Genomic DNA, 19,586 nt, shown 5'->3' with positions numbered 1-19,586 from the left:
TGTATCAAAGTTTAAACTTTGATACAGCTTTTTATTTACATCGAAATACCCAATATTAAAAATGAAACAATTGTAACTAAACCAACTGCTGCAATTTTTTTTAATTTATAATCTTTTTTTACAACATCTATATTTTTATTAATTTCTAAATCTCCTATTAAATTCTCTTTATCATTTTCATTTTGAATATTTTCAACTTCATACATATATTCACTTAAATCTATAATAACCTCTTGTGGAGTCTGATATCTATCATCTCTACTTAATAATTTACTTATTATATGTAATATTTTTTCAGGCACAACTTCAGTATTAAATTTTTTCCAATTTATACCCTTATCCATTTCCATTAAAATATCTTCTTCATTTTCCAAATTTCCAAATGGATGTTCTCCAAAAACCAACTCAAATATAATTACTCCAAGTGCATAAAAATCGCTACTTTTATCAGTATAACCTAAGCAAATTTGATGAGGACACATATATCTTATATCTTCAGAAAACATCTTTATTCCATTATTAAAAATCTTATTATTAGCTTTTATAATTCCTATATTACCTAATTTTACATTATATCCTTCATCTATAATTATACTTTCAGGATGTAAAAAACCATGATATATATCATAGCTATGAACTACTTCTAATGCGTTTAATATCTGTCTTAATATAATAACAATTTCATCCATATTTAATCTGTAATACCTAGTTAACTCTTCTAAGGTACTACCTTCTACATATTCACTTATAGTGTAGTATAATCTACATCCATCTTCTAAAGTATGTACTCCTACATCTTTAAGTTTAAGTATATTTGGAGAATCTATTTCATTCATAGTAGTAGCTTCATCTATTAAGTTAGATACAAATTTTTTACTTCTTATTACATCTTGATCTATTATATTTATGATGACCATCTGCCCATCATAAGAATCTTTTCCTTTATATAAGCATGACTTAGATCCTCTTCCAATCTTATCTATTATTTCATACCTATTGCTTATATATAACAAATAAACTCCCCCCTATATATTACGAACTTATTCTTTAATACTACATTCTTATTATAACACCTTATGTAAATTATTGGGAAATAAATAAGAATTGTATAAATATATTTAAATAGTTTTGTCAAGTTTTTAGATATTATAGTTTATCTATGTCATCATACTTAAGAATTATCTGATTTTAATCCATTTAAATACTTAAATCGTAAAATAGGTTTTATGTAAAATTCTATAAAAATATCCGTTTATGATTTCCTAATTAACATAGTCAACTTGACTACTTTCATAGAAATTATATACGGATATATACTTATATTATTTAGTAAATTATTAATTAATTTTATTTTTTCTTATACGAGCTAGTTGTTATGTATTCACTTTTTGTTATATTTCCTGAAGAATCTTTAAACTCTCTATAAGTTTTGACTACATTACCACTTCCACCTTTAACTTTTTCAACTCTTATACTTATATTTTTTCTATCTTGTGAATTACCATATATTTTACTTGTAACAACACCATTATAAGTTGTATTTTTTATATATATAGGATGAGTATATGGATTTTTAAATTTCAAATCTAGGTATCCATCAACTACAGTTGCATCCTTTCCAACAGGTGCATAAGCAGATGGTAATGAGTGATTTCTAACTTTAGTTATATCAAGCCCAGAATATAATGCAGCATTATATATAGTTGTAGATACTTGACACACTCCGCCTCCAGGTCCATTTTGTAATTTGCCACTCACTATAACAGGTGCATTTTTATATCCATTAGCTTTACTTCTAGGTCCTGTTGATTCATTATATGAAAACTCTTCTCCTGGCATAAGGATTATGTCACTTGTACTTTTAGCCGATTTTATAATATTGTGAGCTCTATTAGGTACTGAATTATTAAATTTAGTACTATGAGTAGCTAATACTGAATCTACACTTTTTAATATTTCTGTTTTTATTTTGGGCTCATCTTTTTTAACCACTAAATTTACGGTTTTAAAATTTTTGTCAGATATAGATTTCTTTATTTTATCTTTACTTGATTTTATATCAACTTCTTTCCCAATAACAGAAGGAGTTATATCAAAGCTACCCGAATCAGATATATATAACTTAGCATCTTTTACTTTAGAATTTACTTCTTTAGCTACATTTTGCAAGTAATTATCTAATTTTTTTTCATCATATAATGATTTTATTTTTAAAACTTCTTTATTTCCTTTTTTCAAAGAAATTACTCTTTTAACATTTTCTAGATACGAATCTGTTTTATTAAAATTATAAGCATTAGATATAGCTTCATCCAAATCATATTTTAATTCTATATCTGATGGCTTTATATTAAAAGTTTTATCTTCATAAGATATAACTATAGACTTAGGTTTATATTTTTTATTTAACAATTCTTTAGCTTCTTTTTGGTTCAGATTTGACACATTAACACTTTCTATATATACATTGTTTGCAATTTTGCCATTGTATATATACTTATTATTAAATGAATTTATTCCTATAAAACCTATAATTCCAGAAATTACAACAACAACAAATATAATTGCATATTTTTTATTATTATTTCTTAACTTAATACTATCTTCATTTTCTTCTAATAATATATCTTGTTGCATTATATCCCCCCTAACTTTACCTAAGCTTATTATATTTAAAACACTTTTATAAAACAATAATTCTTAGGTATATGTAACTTTATTGTTACAATTGTAGATAGGTAAATATTTAGATATTAAATTCTGCAATTATAGGATAATGATCAGACAAATTTTTAAAATCCACTTTATATTTTTTAATACCTACATTTTGAGATATAAACATATAATCTATTCTAGATTTGCTTTTTTTAAAAGTTTCTATATCTTCTTTATCAAATAATTTAGCTATATCATAATAATTTTTTATACATAAATTTATTTGGTTAAAATCTCCACAAATTATTATCTTTCCTCTTAAGTTATTTAAATAACTTATTATTTCTTCCAATTGTTGTTTTCTCTCATCTATATTTAAGCCTAAGTGAAGATTAATTAAATTTATTAGCTTGTTATTAATAAACAATTCCAAATGAATAAAACCTCTTTGCTCATTTTTACTAGTTAAATGTATACCTCTTACTAAACTTATATTTTTTTTACAATATATACTTATTCCATATGTATCATTTTTTAAATTGACATTAGTTAAAAAATATCCATTTAACTTAAGATTAGATAATATTTTTTCATGAATACTTCCTAAAACTTCTTGCAAACAAATTACATCAACATCTAAATATTTTAAATAACTTAATATTTTCTCTAAGGTATTTTCATTATGTTCATTCATACCTTTGTGAATATTATAAGTTAATATTTTCATTTATTCCTCCTATATATTTCATATAATGTTTTAACTTCTTTCTTTTCTTATTCTCGTACATTTACCTTGATTTATAACAAATAAAAATCCCATTTTTTTATATATTTCATCTAACTCACCTATACTAACTTCTCCATTTCTTAAGTTCTTTATAGTTATATCCTCTATTCTTCTATTTGATATTATCATAGGTTAATCGCTCCTTTATTAATCAATAATTTATACTATTTTATTCTCATAATTTAATATTTATTACTAATAAGTTTTTCGAACATTCGTTCTTGATAAAATCATTATATATCAAACATTAGTTCGATTTCAATAGAAAAATATTATTTTTTATATTTTTTTGTCATTAATTGGTCCATATTAACTTTTTAATAATTAAATAAAAAGATAGGAGTACTATATAACACATTTAATATGTTATACAGAACTCCTATTTATAAGCATTTATTTATTTTATCTATTTAAGGAATCATTCGTTTGTATTGTATACAATATACTATACACTATTAATGGTATTTTGTCAATATAATAAATCATATTTTATATAAACAGTATAACTATAATATTTTAAATTTTTTATAATTAAATTTATTTTATAATTAGTTATTTTGCTTTCTTTTTCTCAACGTTTTAATTTATAGTACATTTTGTAATAAAAAAATTAAGAGTCAATATATTAACTCTTAATTCTTTTATTATATAAAAACATATAATATGATGCTGTAAATATTATAAAATATCCTATAAAACTATATGAATCTGGCATTGTATTAAATATTATTATACTTATAATCGCTGAGAATATTATATTTGAATAATCAAATATTGATATTTCTTTAGCCGGAGCATACTTATATGCTAATGTTACTCCAAATTGTCCTATACTTGCAAATATTCCCGCTAATATTAAATATGCAAATTGTATAATTGTCATATGTTTATAAACCATTATAGTAAATGGAAGTATTGAAACTGTAGAAAATAAAGAAAAGAAAAAAACTACAGTATAAAACTTTTCTTTTCCTCCTAAAACCCTTAAACAAGTATATGCTGACGCAGCAAATATAGCTCCTAAAATACCAGAAATGTATGGTATCATTTCAAAATCAAAAGTTGGTTTTATTATAAATAAAGCTCCTATAAATGCTATACATACAGCTATAGCTTGATTAGACTTTATCTTTTCTTTTAAAAATATAGCTGAAAATATTATTACAAAAAATGGGCTCAACTTATTTAACATATTTGCATCAGAAAGTACTAATCTATCTATAGCATAATAATTTAGAATTATTCCTAATGTTCCAAATATAGATCTAAGTATTAATATTTTTCTATTTTCTTTGTTTCCAAAAAAACTTTCTTTATATTTAACTATCATTGCAAATGATATTATGCAAGATACTAAATTTCTAAAAAATGTTTTTTGAAAGCTTGGTAAATCTCCAGATAACTTTATAAAAGCTGACATCATAGCAAATCCAAAGGCTGATAATATTATAAAGATAATCCCTTTATTTCTGTCACTTATATTATTTAATTTTCCCAAGTCTATCACCTCCTATATAATTTATTATATACAGTATACTACATAACTAATATATTTTTATAATAGTTTCTTAGCTTCTACTATTCTTTGTATAATAGTTATAAATATAATAAAAGAAAATATATTAGTAAAAAATAATATATACTTTGGAAGCAATATAATTAAACTAAACATTATAAAACCTTCACTTCTTTCGGCTACACCAGCTTGATAATAAAAAGACTTTATACCTTTTTTCTCAACTAGTGCTCCTACTGTTAGAAATATAGTCATAGAAATTATTATACAAATCAAAAGTATTATAAAACTCATTCTTGCGTCTACATATTTTAAAGCTAATACTAATATCATACAAGTCTCAACAATTCTATCAAAAGTTATATCCATAAGAGTACCAAACAACGATGTAGTATTTGTTTTTCTAGCTATAGCACCATCTACAGCATCTAAATATCCCGATATCCAAAGAGTTAAAACTGCTATTATATTCATATCAAAATATATAAATACACTTGTTAATATACCTATCAAAAGAGCTATAATAGTTACATTATTAGCTGTTAGTTTTAATTTTAATAAAAAACTTGCTCCACTATTTATAATTGGATCTACATACTTTCTACCATGTGTATCTAACATATAACCTCCTACTTTTTATAAAAACTTATAAACTTATTTTTTAGAAATATCGACGCTATAACTAATAATATTAGTGCCATTATTGACATATAAAAGCCATTACTACCTATATTAACTGATTGTGCACCTATATTAGTAAATACAAGAATTCCCGGTATAGTACCTATAATAGTTGCAAATAAAAAATCTTTATATTTTATAGATGTAAGTCCAGCTCCATAACTTATTATATCAAACGGAAATAACGGAATTAATCTTAACATTAAAACAAAAAAGAATCCTTTAGAGTTTATCATAGATTCAATACCATCTAATTTTTCCTTAGTTAATTTTTTTACAAAATTTCTCCCAAGTTTTCTAGATATATAAAAAGATAAACTAGCTCCTATTAACGCTCCTATAAGTGTATATATATATCCTTTAGCTAATCCAAATATAAGCCCTCCACCTATCGCTAAGACAGAGTCTGGGAAAAGTGTTAAAGGAACTAAAGCAAACATAATTATATACACTAACGGGGCTAATTTACCAAAAGAACTTACATAAGATTGTATATCTTTAGAGTTTATATTCATTTTTAATAATTTATACATTATACTTCCTATTATTATAATTAATATTATAGATATTAAAATTTTGATAATTTTGCTTATTTTATAATTCATATAAATCTCCTATTAGTTAATTATTTAGATAATTTTGCAGTTTTGTATCTCATTTTCCATTTATCTATAGTGCTACTTTTGCTTTGAGTAATTTTTTTATGATTTATAAAATTTTCATTAAATAATAAATCAAGAGTATGAAGTATATTTTTATCACAATTAAGCAAAGACTCGCAACAAGATTCACAATAGCAAACAATATTTTTATAATTTGTTTCAGAACCTCTATTTTTCATTTGTTTTAAAGCTAAATTTCTGTTAGTTACACCAACCATACCACCAGCACCACAACAAACTGTATTTTCTCTGTTATTTTTAAATTCAATTATATTTGCACCTAATTGTCTTAGTATATTTCTTACACTTTCATGTATATTACTTTGATTTCTTACAGAACAAGAATCATGTACCGCAAAGTCTAAATTTTTATAATTATTTTTTAATTCATTTGGTATTCCAAACTTTTCTATAACTTCATATACTGAAGTTACTTTTATATCTTTACTATTTTTACTTATAGTATTGTAGCAATTAGGGCAAGCAACTATAATTTCTTCAATATTTTCATCATATAATTCTTTCTCTAAGCTAGAATAGTATTTATTAAATTTTTCTATATCTCCCATAGCTATTGTAGGCTTTGAACAACACTTAAAAGTAATTCCAATGTTTTCATAGTGTGTACTTAAGTACTTATAAGTTTTTAAAACTATATCTTGACTATAGCTACTTAAACTACACCCTGGTAAAAATACAGTTTTACTATTTTTTAAATTTTTACTTTTTGAAAACAATGGAGAAAAACTATTTATTTGATGAAATCTAACAACATTATAACCTTTATCTTTAACTGATTTTTTATCATTTGAAATTACATCTTTTCTTATATTATAAAAAGTAGACTTTAAATCTATACCTTTTGGGCATTTTTGCGTACACAAATCACATAACATGCATGAATATGAAATTTCACTTAAATCTATACTATCTTCTAACATTTTTGTCATTAATTCTCTTGGAGAATTACTAAATTCTTTCATCATAGGACAATTGTTAAAGCATAATTTGCAATCTATACACTTATCCTTATCTTCCATAACTTTATTAATGATTTTTTTACTTAATTTCATGCTATCACCACCTTAGTCACAAACATATAAAACGGAATATCTCAAAATACTCATATTGTAGTATCTTAAAATATTCCTTTTTAAAATTAATATTGCTTTAACTTCTTTTCATTGTATATTTTCTTTAAAACATATATAAAAATACTTATTGCACTTAATATAAGTAATCCCATCATCATAAGCTTTGCACCACCTGTAAGCATACCACCTACATAAGAGTATATTATAGTTGCAGGCAATTGACCTATACCTGTTGCTATAAAAAATGATACAAAACTCATAGATGTTAATCCTGCTGCATAACTTACTATATCAAATGATATAAATGGAAGTAATCTTGCTATTAAAATTGTATGTTTCCCATATTTTTCGAAAAATTCATCTATGCTATCAAGCGCAAATTTACTAGTAAGTTTTTCTACTGTATCTCTTCCTAAAAATCTAGCTATATAAAAACACATTGCAGCTCCTGCCATAGCACTTGTCCATGAAAGTATAGCCCCTTTTACCCATCCAAATAGTGCTGCATTTGCAAATGTAATTAAAAACGCAGGAAGTGGAGCTACAATTGATTGAAGTATCATAAGTATAAAAGATATTATTGGTGCCCAAACCCCAAATGATAATATATATTTTTTTAGACTTTCTAAATCTAACATACTTAAATAATATACCATCTGATTTATAAACTTATTAACTGGACTGACAAATAGATATACTCCTATTGCTAGTGCTAAAATTCCGATTTTAATAATTACAGATTTTTTATTCATTTTTTTCACAATTTTATCCTCCTACTTTCTTATAGGATTAATTTATCCCCTATATATTAATAAAAAACTATATATATTCCTTTTTTTTAATTAAAACTTTTAATTCTAAATCCTATTCCATAAATAAATCTTAATGTTCTAATTAAGTTGATAATTGTCATATTGTGCATTCTATTTAGGATTATACCATATAAGTACTTTATTTATTATAGAAAAATACTATATATGTATATGTCAATATAGATATATACTATAATTCGCAATTTTGTTATAAATATAATAAAAGACCAGCATAACCGCTAGCCTTTCATATACTATATAAATTTCGATTTAATTTTTACAATTTTTTTATTATTTCAATTAAAAACTTAAATTTTAATTAAATTAAAAATTTAAGTAAGAAAACTAATCCTATTATAACTGTAGTTAAACTTATTTCTTTAACTTTTCCAGAAAATAATTTTAATACTATATAAGATATCACTCCAAATACTATGCCATCTGCTATAGAATAAGATAATGGCATCATTATTATAGTTAAAAATGCTGGTATAGCTTCTGTAAAATCTACTAATTCAATTTCTTTTATTGGTTCTATCATAAATAATCCAACTAAAACTAATGCTGATGCTGTAACAGCTGGTGTTATAATAGAAAATAGTGGTGCAAAGAATAATGCTAAAAAGAACATACATGCAGTAGATACAGCTGTAAGACCTGTTCTACCACCTTCAGCTACTCCTGATGCACTTTCAACAAAAGTACTTACAGTACTTGTTCCTAAACAAGCTCCTATTGTAGTACCTATTGCATCTGCAAATAATGCTTTTTTAACGTTAGGAACTTTTCCATCTTCATCTAACATTTTAGCTTTTGTAGCAACTCCAACTAAAGTTCCTATAGTATCAAACATATCCATAAATAATAATGTAAATAAAACTATTAACATATCTATGCTAAATATATTATGCCATTCAAAATTAAATAAATTAGAAGATATTGAAGGTGGCATACTAATAATTTTAGTAGGTAAATCTATAATTCCCATAGGTATTCCTATTATAGTAGTTATTATCATACCTATAAATAATGCACCTTTTACATTCTTTGTTAATAATATAGATGTTATTAATATACCTATTATAGTTAATAAACCTGTTCCTGATGTTATATTTCCAAGCGCAACTATAGTTCCTCCACCATCTGGATGGACTATTACTCCAGCTCCTTCAAGTCCTATAAGTGATATTAAAAGTCCTATACCTACTGATATAGCTTTTTTAATATTATTTGGAATAGAGTCAACTATAGCTTCACGAACATTAAATATAGTTAGTATTATAAATATTATACCTTCTAAAAATACTGCTGTTAATGCAAATTGATATGAATATCCCATTCCAACAACTACTGTATATGCAAAAAATGCATTAAGCCCCATTCCTGGCGCTAGTGCAAATGGTAATTTTGCATATAGACCCATAATTAATGTTGCTACAACTGCTGAAAAAGCAGTTGCTGTAAATACTGATCCTGAATCCATTCCCGCTGCAGATAATATACTAGGATTTACTATTAATATATATGCCATAGTCATGAATGTAGTTATACCTGCTAAAATTTCAGTTTTTATTGTAGTATTATTTTGTTTAAGTTTAAAATATTTCTCCATTTAAGTAATCACTCTTTCTGTCGAATTTTGTTGTTTTACAGAATTATATAATAACATATTTTGATGCTTTGTACATATTTTTTCGAATATTTTTTTGTAAATAGGTATTATCGTATGTATTTTCAATCACTATTATTTTTCTATAAGATTGATTGAAAATGTTTTTATATTATCTTATAATTAAAGTCTGAACATAAACTAATAATTTTATTCGGAGGTAATTTTTATGGAAATAAAAAGATATGAAGGAAATGGAAGAATGAGTAGAGCTGTTGTTCACAACAATACTATATACTTATGTGGTCAAACTCATGGAGAAGGTGATGTTAAAGAACAAACTAAAATGGTTTTACAAAAAGTTGAAGATTTATTAAATAAATATGGATCTGATAAAAATCATATTTTATCTGTTACTATATACTTAAGAGATATGAAAGATTTTGCTAATATGAACTCTGTTTGGGATGCTTGGGTAAATGAAGGTTTTGAACCTGCTAGAGCTTGTGTTGAAGCTAGATTAGCTAGAGAAGCTTTATTAGTTGAAATGTCAGTTACTGCTGCTGTTAAATAACTTTAAATTAATTATCTAATTAAAAACTACACTTTTTGAGGTAGTTCTTTTTATTTTTTATTAGAGTGAAATTTCATAAAAACATTTATCAGTTGGAATAAAATGATTTGCAACAATTCTATTAAACTAAAATTGGATATAAAAATCATAAAGATGCTAAAAAATGAGCTATTTAAAATAGCCCATTTTTTCTATAATTCATCTTTTGTTAATATATGATTAGTTGGATAGTCTAAACTATCATTTATATATTCACCTTTATAAAGAATTTGTCCTGTTTTTTCATCTAATACTACTATATAACTTTTCATATTTTGATCTTTTGAATATTTTTCATTTAATTCTTTCCAGCTATTTATACACATATATATTTTATTATTTAAAACTCTAAAAGCTATAACATCATAATTATCATCAACATTGCCAGTTTTATAATCTTTATCTACATAATCTATTTTATCATTTTTTAAATCAATTTTCGAAAGTTTAATATTAATATTTTCTTCTTCACCCTTATTATGTTGTAATAAATATAATATATCTCCTTCTACATCAGTACTTATTGTTATATTTCCACCTAATAATGATGTTGAACTATCTTTTATCACTGGCTCTTTTATAGTATTAAATTTATTATTATTTATATCATAATATACTAAATAATAATCTACCTTACTCTTATCTTTTAAATTTGCTTGTTCTACAAGAGTATAAATTTTATTGTTTTTATTAAAACCTTCAGTTAAGTTTAAAATAGCTTTATAACCTTCTTTTTCAAAAGGTTTATATGTATTATTTTTCTTAACTTCTTGAGTATTTAAATTAAAAGTGTATAAATTTAAAGAACTATCTCCAATACTAGTTAATTCCCCTTTATTATTATAATCTATACCGCCTACTAGTGAATTTAATATATATACTTTATCATTTTTTATACCTACTGCAAATTTATGTTCAATATTTTCATCTTCTTTTATTTTTTCCGGTAATGTGAAGTGCCACTCATTTATTTCACCAGTTTTTAGATTTTTATTATGGATAGTAAACTCTTGGACAAATTCACCATTTTCATTGTATGTTGTAGAAAAATTTTCTACATATCCTACATTTTCATTTGACTTATATATTTCATTTCCCTCTGGATAAGAATTTTTAAACAAATCTGGATTAGAAATTATAATCTTATTGTATTCTCCTCTAAACTTTTCATTATTTTTATATTTATTAATTTTAAATCCATCTTTAGATACAATTGATTGTATACTTTTGTACAAATCAGTTTGTTGTCTTTGCAAAAATACAACATCTCCTAAATTTTCTTTACTTCCTTGAACATCCACTAAATCGTAACTTGGCTCATTAATAACACCACCTACTCCTATACATATAAGAGAGGCTAAAGTTATTATTAAAAATGATATTGATAATTTCTTGTTCATACATAAACCTCCCTTAAATTGAAATCTTCTTATTCATAATATAATATGATAAAAGTAAAGATATCATAAATAAAAATATATAATACCCTATATGAACAGTTAGTAAATTAAGTAACAATAATCTGCTAAGTTTAAATAAGTATAAATATCCAAATATAGCTAATGCTATATATAAAATGCCTAATATTATTCCTACTTTTTTAATACTTCTTTCTATTAATACTGCTGTAAATATAACTATAACAGCTAATATAACCCCAATTATATCTACCATTAAGAATTCTACAATATTTGGTGATACTATATTAGGCACTCTTACACTGTGCATCATATTTTTAAATATATTTAAAAATATTGGAGACTGTATTCCAGCTAAATTCTTAACTATAGTTAAATTTATATACCAAAATACAAACTGTGATACTATAGTTCCATATATCATAACAACTATAGTTATTAATTTAGATAAATATATATTGAATCTTGGCTGAGGTAAACATAATAATGTATATATTGTTTTACTTCTTGAATAATAATCTCTATACCATATTATAAGAGCATATAATAAACACATTAACACTGCTATTCCAAGTACAATAGTTCCATATATATATATTTTTTCTACAGTAAATGTATTTACAAATTCATATCCTGCATTAGTTTTTAATATGCTTATATTCATTGGAAGTTTATTATCCATACTAATTTCTTTCACAGAATTTTTTATACTAATTGCTAATCCAGCTAAGTTTCCTAGAAATAGCATACCTATCAATGCAAAATATAACTTATATATCCTTTTAAATTCTATATTGTATAAACTTAATATTTTATTCATTCTTATACACCTCCCTCATCTTATCTATTATAGATTTCCCCTCTTCTTCACGAGTTTTTTCTGCATTAAATACTAATGATAACTTCCCTTCATCTATTAAAATAACATCATCTGCTATCATTTCTATTTCAGATATTTCATGAGTTGTTATTATTATACTTTGCTCATCAGTTATATACTTTGCCATAACTCCTAAAAAATCTTCTCTTTTAAATATGTCTATACCTGAAAATGGTTCATCAAGTATTGTGTATTTTGCATTTTGAGCAAATCCTAATATGATTTTTACTCTCGCTACATTACCTTTAGATAAATTTGATATTTTGCTATTATCATTTAAGTTAAATAGTTCTAGCATTTCATAGGCTTTTTTATCATCCCAGTTTTTATAAAACTCTTTCATAAATTCAAAACTTTGTTTTATCGTAAATTGAACAAAATAATTATCAACATCTGGGACAAAAGCTAATTTTTCGTATGTTTTATGGCTTATTTTCTCTCCATCTATAAGTATTTCTCCACTGTCTAGCTTAATAAGTCCACATATAGCTTTTAAAATAGTTGACTTTCCAACCCCATTTATACCTAATAAACAAGTTATCTTACCTTCATGTATTTCAAAAGATATATCATCTAATGCCTGAACTTTTTTATATTTCTTTTTAGCATTTTTAACTTCTATCACAGCCCCCACCTCCTAATATCTATCGTTTATTATTTTTATAAGTTCTTCTTTATTTACATTTATAGCTTTCATATTCTCTATAAAAACATTCATAGATTCATTAATTAAATCTTCTTTTGTTTTAGCTATAAGTTCATTGTCTGTAGTTATATTACTTTGATAATTTCTCTGTGTCGTTATTATCCCCATATCTTCCATCTCCTTATATGATTTTTGAACAGTATTTGGGTTTACCTTAATATTTACTGCCATCTCCCTTCTAGATGGTATAGGGTCTCCAGGCTGTAAATCTCCCCTTACAATTTGCTGCTTTATGTATCTTATAATTTGTATATACACTGGTTCTTTGTCATTTGGAATAAAGTTCATATCCTCACCTCCGTATCACTGTACTATATCAGTAGTACACTATAAGTGTATTATATCTATAATACACTTATAGTTCAAGTATTTTTTATAACTTATTAAAAGAAATAAAAAATGGATGACTCTATTTTGAGTCATCCATTTTATTTATATCTTATTCCGCTCCAATACACATTTTCATTAACTTGTGCTATGTCTTGTAATTCTACACCTTCTAATACCCATTTTTTAAATTCCATAAAACCGGTTCTATCAACAATATAACCTACATGTTCTTTTCCTGTTGGAGCATTTTTATCTATATACTCCTCAACATATTTATAAGTATTTTTTATAATCTTAACTATACTTTCTTCATCTACCCAAATTATAAAATCTTCTCCAAGTCTTGGATTTTTCTTTCCTGTTCTACCCATTATAGATAATCTGAAATATTTCTTTTCATCTCTAGTCCATGCATTTGTTGGACAGTTTAGTACACACTCTCCACATCCTATACATTTTTTATGATCTCTAATTGGTCTATAGTTTTGGGCACTTAAAGCTCCTGTTGAAAGTTGTTTGCACTTTTTGACACATGCCCCACAAGATACACATCTTTCTTTTTCAAACTTAGGTAATGTCATCCCTATTATTCCAAAATCATGCATTCTAGCTTTAATACAATCATTTGGACATCCTGTTAATGCTACTTTAAAGTGAAAATCATTTGGATAAATTTCTTTTTCAATTCTCTTTGCAAATTCAGTAGTATTGTACTGAGCTTTAGGACATACCTTATTTCCTATACATGAAGCTATATTCCTAGTACCTGCAGCTGGATATCCTTTATACTTTTCATCTTGATTTATACTCATTTTTTCTATAACTGGTTGTATTATCTTATTAACTTCATCCATTTTTTCCATAGGAATACCCAGTATTTCAAACCCTTGTCTTGTTGTCATGTGAATTTGCCCATTCCCATATTCATTTGCTATTTTAGAAATTATAATAAGACTTTCTGGATCTACACAACCACCAGGGATTCTTACCCTAAGAGCTGTTTCATATTTATTCTTAGTTATTCTATATGCATTTTTCATTACTTTCTTAGTATTTAAATCTCTTATCACAATATTACCCTCCTAGTCTATTAAATTTTTAGCTTCAAAATAGTTAAATACAGGCCCATCTATACATATATAAGTATCATCCATTTTACAATGTCCACACTTACCTACTCCGCAACACATCTTTCTTTCATATGAAACCCATATATTTTCTTCATTTAAATCTCTTTTTAAGAATTCTCCTACTGTAAACTTCATCATCATAGGTGGTCCCACAACTATAGCCGATACATTATCCATATTTTTAATTTCAAGATCTGGAATATATTTAGTTACAAGTCCTACATGTCCTTCATATCCTTCTTCTGCATTATCCACAGTTACTATAACATCTAATTTCTCACTCCATCTTTTTAAATCATCTTTAAATAAAATATCTTTAGATGTTTTAAATCCTACTATTAGCTTAAAACTTTTACATTTTTCAAAATTATCGTAATAATAGTCCATTATACCTCTTACTGGTGCTAATCCACTTCCTCCAGCTACTACTACAATCTCTTTATCTTCATAAAGCGAAACATCAAATCCATTTCCATATGACCCTCTTAAGAAAAATTTATCTCCAACTTTATAATTAAATATTTCATCTGTAACCTTGCCTACTTTTCTTATTGTAAAATCTATATAATCTTTACCTATTCCAGAAACTGATATAGGACTTTCTCCATATTTAGGAATTGATATTTCATAGAATTGACCTGGCAATACCCCTTTGGAATTACACTTTGTTCTAAAGGTCCATTCAATCTCTGTATGCTTTATTATTTCTAAAATTTCAGCTCCAACTGGTATATATGGATTCATATTATTTTTCCTCCTTATTTACTAGGTCATTTACTTTTTCTATACAAGTTGAAAAAGATATATACTGTGGACATGCATCATCACATCTACCGCATCCAACGCACATTTGATATCCAAATCTCTTGTTAAAATCATGTATTTTGTGTAAAGTTTTAAATCTCATTCTATCTCCACGTAACTTCCTAAATGAATGTCCTCCAGCCATATCTGTATATCCATCCACATGACATGATGCCCATACTCTTCTTCTTTCTCCTACATTTTCATTTTCTTTATAAAAGATATCTTGCATAGTAAAACATGTACATGTAGGGCATACAAAGTTACATCTACCACAAGCTATACATCTATCATCGTACTCTTTCCACATATCATCCATACTCACTTTAAGAGGATTTATATTTTTGTCTATACTCACACTTATATCATTTTCTTTGACATAATCTACTTCAAAATCTATAGCTTCTCCATCAAAGTAATTAATAAACTCTTCATCATTTATATGTAATTGTACTTCATCATTTCTTAAATTGAGACCTATTGAGTAATTATCAGTTTTATTAGATTTCATACTTACACAAAAACAATTTCTAAAACTTTCACTACATCCTATAAGAATAAATTTTACTTTTTCTCTAATTCTTTTGTAGAAATAATCCTCTTCTTTTCCATTTTTTAAATATATCTGATCTATTCTTTTAATTCCATTAATATCGCAAGCTCTTAAAAAGATTAATATATCTTTATCATATTTTTGATTAGCTTCTTTAAATTCATCTTCTGTAAAATAAAATAGAGTTTGCGATATTGGTAAAACAATTTCCTTAGGAGAAAAATTAGACTTTTTATTTAATTCAATTTCATCTATACTATCTACTTCTTTATATCTAATTACATCTGTATCTGAGTACGTTCCTTTGTATGGCAACGATACAGGTGCAAATAACTTATATTTTTCCTTTAATTTCTTTAATGAATTATTAAATTCACTTGTAGATAATTTTATTTTCATATAACCCACCTTCTCAATTATTAGTTTGTTAAATAAATATTAACATTATTTTAGTTTTACTTCCGTGATATTTATCACACTTTGACTAAAATCTAACAATTTTTAAATATAAAAATAGCAAAATACTTTAATTTTTATTTTCCTTTAAAGTATTTTGCTATTTCATTTTTTCTTATATATATTTTTTTATTTTCAAATTTTACAAGTTCATGTTTTTCTAAGATTTTCATTGCTCTTGATAAACTTTCTCTTGGACATCCTAGCATATCAGCTAAATAAGTTATAGTTATTTTTAGATCTATAAAATGCCATCCATCTATTTCTTTTCCATATTCATTAGCTAGTCTATAAAGTTTTGCAGCTAATCTTTTATCTATTTTTATTGAAATAGAGTTTTTAACTTGTCTATATAGCCTTCTATTTCGCCTTTCCATATAATTTATAATATTTTTAGTTAATTCAAAATCATTTTTCATCATCTCTAAAAAAGCTTTTAAATTATATTCTAATATTAAACAATCTTCAAAGGCTTCACAGCTTATGGTAGATTTTTTAAATTCTAAACTTATTTCATTTATCATCTCACCTTTGTTTAATATAAATATTATTTTTCTATCTCCACTTTCACTTATTTTAAATATAGACGCTTTTCCCTCAATTAGAATATATACCTTATCAACTATATCTTTTTCATTAAATAATATATGTTTTTGATTTAGATAAATTAAATTACCATTTTTTAAAAGTTCAACTTTTGTAGTGTTATCTATGTTTTTAAATATTTTTATATGTTCTAAATCATATTTATTCTTTCCCATAAAATCTTATTCTCCTTGAAAGTTAATACTATAATCTACATTTTACTTTTTTGTTTAACCTATGTCCACATATTAGTTTGTGTTTAATTTTATTTTTACTTCTCTTGCAATTTCTGCATTTGCACTTATTACTATTATATTTATATATAGTAACCATATATCACTTTACTTTAATTATAATCGCTATATTACGGCTTATACTAGCATTAATATTAATAAAAGAAAGCTTTCAATTTTATAAATAAAAGTACAAGAGATATAAAAAATAGCTATCTAAAAATTTAGATAGCTATTTTATTTAATTATTTATACTATTAAAACTCAAGTCTCTATAAAAATTAGCTTGAGTTAAACTTATATATGGTATTAGCCATAAATATCCTATACCTAAAGTAAATATAGAAAGAATCGCCCATCCTATAAAACTTAATTGTATAACAAAGTACTTCCACTTATTGCCTTTCATCATCTTTATACTCAAACTCATTGCTTCAAACGTATTCAAATGTTCATGTTCTATTATTATATATGGTGTTAAAGCTAAAGCTAAGTCAAATATTGTAAGTGCAATAATGAATAAACATACTATCAATATTCCCAAAATAGCTCCTAGACTCCATGTTATATCAGTAAAAACAAATGAAACAGTAGCTCCACCAACAACAAACATTACTATAAACGTTGATATGAATACAACTACGCTTATTATAATTGTAAAAATCAGTGATTTTACTAACTTATTCATAGATACCAATACATCACTAAAACTAGCATTTCCTATTTTTTCAATGAACATTAAATAAAAATTAGGTAATCCTACAGTTGCCCATACCCCCAGTCCAAAAACCAATATAAATGTTATTATAACAGTTGGAAGCGAGCTAGTTTCATCTTGAAACAAACTTAATACAGTTGATAATACAACATATAACAATGTTAATAATACAGGAATTGTCCAATGTCCTTTTAATTGACTCTTTGATAGCTCTTTTAATTCTACCCTATTAATTTTAAACTCCTCCTCTAACCATTTAGTTATATATCTAAAAAATATATACATTATATTATATTAAAAACTTTTATTTTATTGATTAAATTCTTATTTTATTGATATATATTATAATAAATAAATTTTGAGGTGACATAATGATAACAATAATTTCTCCAGCAACAACAATGAATTTTGATAGATTTGTAGACTTAAAATCTTCTAAACCATTTTTTGATAAAGATATAAAAAAACTTATAGACTTACTAAAATCTTTAAATACTATTGAAATTGGAAACCTTATGAATTTAAGTGATGATTTAGCTAATTTAAATTATGATAGATATAAAATTTTAGGCACTGATGAAAGTAAATATTTACAAGCAATACTTGCATTTGATGGACAAGTTTTTAACTGTATAAACGTTGATGATTTCAATTATTATGATTTTGAGTTTGCTAATAATCATCTAAGAATTATGTCTGGATTATATGGAATTTTAAAACCATTTGATTTAATTCAATCTTATAGACTTGAAATGAAAGCTAAGCTAAAAAATGAATTAGGAAATGATTTATATAAATTTTGGAAAGATAAATTAACTTCTTATTTATATGATGAACTTTTAAATCAAAATGATAAAACGTTAGTAAATTTAGCTTCTAATGAATATTCTAAGGCTATAAATCTTAAATCTTTATCTAAAAATTTCAATGTTATTAATATCGAATTTAAAGATTATAGAGAAAGTATGAATTCATATAAAGTTATTGGAATTTATTCTAAAAAAGCACGCGGATATTTAACAAGATATATGATAAAAAATAAAATAAATAATATAAATGAGTTAAAAAACTTTAATTATGATGGATACATTTTTAATAATGAACTTTCAGATAGTAATAATTTCATATTCACTAGATAATTTTAAGCAAAAAGGTCTAAATAAAAATGATTTTATCTAGGCCTTTTCTTATTATTTTATATCTATTTATCCATTTTTCTAAATCATATCTACTCCATTTATAATTTTTATTATTTCTTAATTCTTCTATAAATAGTATTTGTATATTTTTATTTCCACTATATCACCCTTTTAAAAATTTTCTAATTCTGATATAGTTAATTTT

General features: G+C 24.6%; 21 protein-coding genes. 2 read left to right on the top strand and 19 right to left on the bottom strand.

All coding sequences use genetic code 11. The features are described 5' to 3' along the window. Window positions 1–35: 35 nt before the first annotated feature. From ABFX13_RS01600 to ABFX13_RS01555, 10 genes are all read right to left on the bottom strand, one after another. On the bottom strand, window positions 36–1,013 hold the full coding sequence (locus tag ABFX13_RS01600) for a serine/threonine-protein kinase (RefSeq protein WP_346041439.1): 978 nt from the start codon (window positions 1,011–1,013) through the stop codon (window positions 36–38). Between the two features lie 334 nt (window positions 1,014–1,347). Next, the gene (locus ABFX13_RS01595) at window positions 1,348–2,637 is read right to left on the bottom strand and encodes a VanW family protein (protein WP_346041437.1); all 1,290 of its coding nucleotides are present in this window, start codon (window positions 2,635–2,637) and stop codon (window positions 1,348–1,350) included. A 109-nt stretch (window positions 2,638–2,746) separates the two neighbouring features. Next, complete coding sequence (locus tag ABFX13_RS01590) at window positions 2,747–3,382, bottom strand: endonuclease/exonuclease/phosphatase family protein (RefSeq protein WP_346041435.1); 636 nt, start codon at window positions 3,380–3,382, stop codon at window positions 2,747–2,749. 30 nt (window positions 3,383–3,412) lie between these two features. Continuing rightward, complete coding sequence (locus ABFX13_RS01585; protein ID WP_346041433.1) at window positions 3,413–3,571, bottom strand: hypothetical protein; 159 nt, start codon at window positions 3,569–3,571, stop codon at window positions 3,413–3,415. Between the two features lie 496 nt (window positions 3,572–4,067). Then, window positions 4,068–4,940: a DMT family transporter gene (locus ABFX13_RS01580; RefSeq protein WP_346041431.1), complete on the bottom strand. Its 873-nt coding sequence runs from the start codon at window positions 4,938–4,940 to the stop codon at window positions 4,068–4,070. Between the two features lie 57 nt (window positions 4,941–4,997). Then, window positions 4,998–5,579, bottom strand: coding sequence for a CDP-alcohol phosphatidyltransferase family protein (locus ABFX13_RS01575; protein WP_147543385.1), 582 nt, complete (start codon window positions 5,577–5,579; stop codon window positions 4,998–5,000). An 8-nt stretch (window positions 5,580–5,587) separates the two neighbouring features. Beyond that, window positions 5,588–6,244 carry a TVP38/TMEM64 family protein gene (locus ABFX13_RS01570; protein WP_346041429.1) on the bottom strand — a complete coding sequence of 219 codons (657 nt, stop codon included), beginning with the start codon at window positions 6,242–6,244 and terminating at the stop codon, window positions 5,588–5,590. A gap of 20 nt (window positions 6,245–6,264) precedes the next feature. Continuing rightward, window positions 6,265–7,374 carry a (Fe-S)-binding protein gene (locus ABFX13_RS01565; RefSeq protein WP_346041427.1) on the bottom strand — a complete coding sequence of 370 codons (1,110 nt, stop codon included), beginning with the start codon at window positions 7,372–7,374 and terminating at the stop codon, window positions 6,265–6,267. Window positions 7,375–7,460: 86 nt separating this feature from the next. Beyond that, the gene (locus ABFX13_RS01560; protein WP_346041470.1) at window positions 7,461–8,147 is read right to left on the bottom strand and encodes a TVP38/TMEM64 family protein; all 687 of its coding nucleotides are present in this window, start codon (window positions 8,145–8,147) and stop codon (window positions 7,461–7,463) included. A gap of 379 nt (window positions 8,148–8,526) precedes the next feature. Further along, a complete protein-coding gene (locus ABFX13_RS01555) occupies window positions 8,527–9,819 on the bottom strand; it encodes an NCS2 family permease (protein WP_346041425.1) in 1,293 nt (430 codons plus the stop codon). Window positions 9,820–10,045: 226 nt separating this feature from the next. Between ABFX13_RS01555 and ABFX13_RS01550 the strand changes: the two genes are divergently transcribed. After that, on the top strand, window positions 10,046–10,390 hold the full coding sequence (locus ABFX13_RS01550; RefSeq protein WP_346041423.1) for a RidA family protein: 345 nt from the start codon (window positions 10,046–10,048) through the stop codon (window positions 10,388–10,390). 191 nt (window positions 10,391–10,581) lie between these two features. Here ABFX13_RS01550 and ABFX13_RS01545 read toward each other — a convergent pair whose 3' ends face one another. The 9 genes from ABFX13_RS01545 to ABFX13_RS01505 all read right to left on the bottom strand — a co-directional run bounded on the left by ABFX13_RS01545 (window position 10,582) and on the right by ABFX13_RS01505 (window position 18,527). Continuing rightward, window positions 10,582–11,829, bottom strand: coding sequence for a hypothetical protein (locus ABFX13_RS01545; protein WP_346041421.1), 1,248 nt, complete (start codon window positions 11,827–11,829; stop codon window positions 10,582–10,584). 13 nt (window positions 11,830–11,842) lie between these two features. Beyond that, a complete protein-coding gene (locus tag ABFX13_RS01540; protein WP_346041419.1) occupies window positions 11,843–12,667 on the bottom strand; it encodes a hypothetical protein in 825 nt (274 codons plus the stop codon). Continuing rightward, window positions 12,660–13,352 (bottom strand): ABC transporter ATP-binding protein, encoded by a 693-nt coding sequence (locus tag ABFX13_RS01535; RefSeq protein ID WP_346041417.1) that lies wholly within the window; start codon window positions 13,350–13,352, stop codon window positions 12,660–12,662. Before ABFX13_RS01535 ends, ABFX13_RS01540 begins: the two co-directional genes overlap by 8 nt. A gap of 12 nt (window positions 13,353–13,364) precedes the next feature. After that, window positions 13,365–13,721 carry a GntR family transcriptional regulator gene (locus ABFX13_RS01530; RefSeq protein ID WP_346041415.1) on the bottom strand — a complete coding sequence of 119 codons (357 nt, stop codon included), beginning with the start codon at window positions 13,719–13,721 and terminating at the stop codon, window positions 13,365–13,367. A gap of 140 nt (window positions 13,722–13,861) precedes the next feature. After that, window positions 13,862–14,833 (bottom strand): sulfite reductase subunit C, encoded by a 972-nt coding sequence (gene asrC / locus ABFX13_RS01525; protein WP_346041413.1) that lies wholly within the window; start codon window positions 14,831–14,833, stop codon window positions 13,862–13,864. A 12-nt stretch (window positions 14,834–14,845) separates the two neighbouring features. Continuing rightward, window positions 14,846–15,637 (bottom strand): anaerobic sulfite reductase subunit AsrB, encoded by a 792-nt coding sequence (asrB, locus tag ABFX13_RS01520; protein ID WP_346041411.1) that lies wholly within the window; start codon window positions 15,635–15,637, stop codon window positions 14,846–14,848. A 1-nt stretch (window position 15,638) separates the two neighbouring features. Next, window positions 15,639–16,649, bottom strand: coding sequence for an anaerobic sulfite reductase subunit AsrA (gene asrA, locus ABFX13_RS01515; protein WP_346041409.1), 1,011 nt, complete (start codon window positions 16,647–16,649; stop codon window positions 15,639–15,641). Between the two features lie 134 nt (window positions 16,650–16,783). Then, a complete protein-coding gene (locus ABFX13_RS01510; protein ID WP_346041407.1) occupies window positions 16,784–17,467 on the bottom strand; it encodes a Crp/Fnr family transcriptional regulator in 684 nt (227 codons plus the stop codon). 298 nt (window positions 17,468–17,765) lie between these two features. Next, complete coding sequence (locus ABFX13_RS01505) at window positions 17,766–18,527, bottom strand: DUF975 family protein (protein ID WP_346041405.1); 762 nt, start codon at window positions 18,525–18,527, stop codon at window positions 17,766–17,768. A gap of 86 nt (window positions 18,528–18,613) precedes the next feature. Here ABFX13_RS01505 and ABFX13_RS01500 point away from each other — a divergent pair, with 86 nt between their 5' ends. Continuing rightward, window positions 18,614–19,381 (top strand): YaaA family protein, encoded by a 768-nt coding sequence (locus tag ABFX13_RS01500; RefSeq protein WP_346041403.1) that lies wholly within the window; start codon window positions 18,614–18,616, stop codon window positions 19,379–19,381. Window positions 19,382–19,586: the final 205 nt, after the last annotated feature.

Origin of the sequence: Paraclostridium tenue (assembly GCF_039521565.1) — a bacterium.
In the GTDB taxonomy this organism is placed as follows: Bacteria; Bacillota; Clostridia; order Peptostreptococcales; family Peptostreptococcaceae; genus Paraclostridium; species Paraclostridium tenue.
The sequence above is the reverse complement of the archived record's forward strand: the minus strand, read 5'-3'. Positions and strand labels throughout refer to the sequence as shown.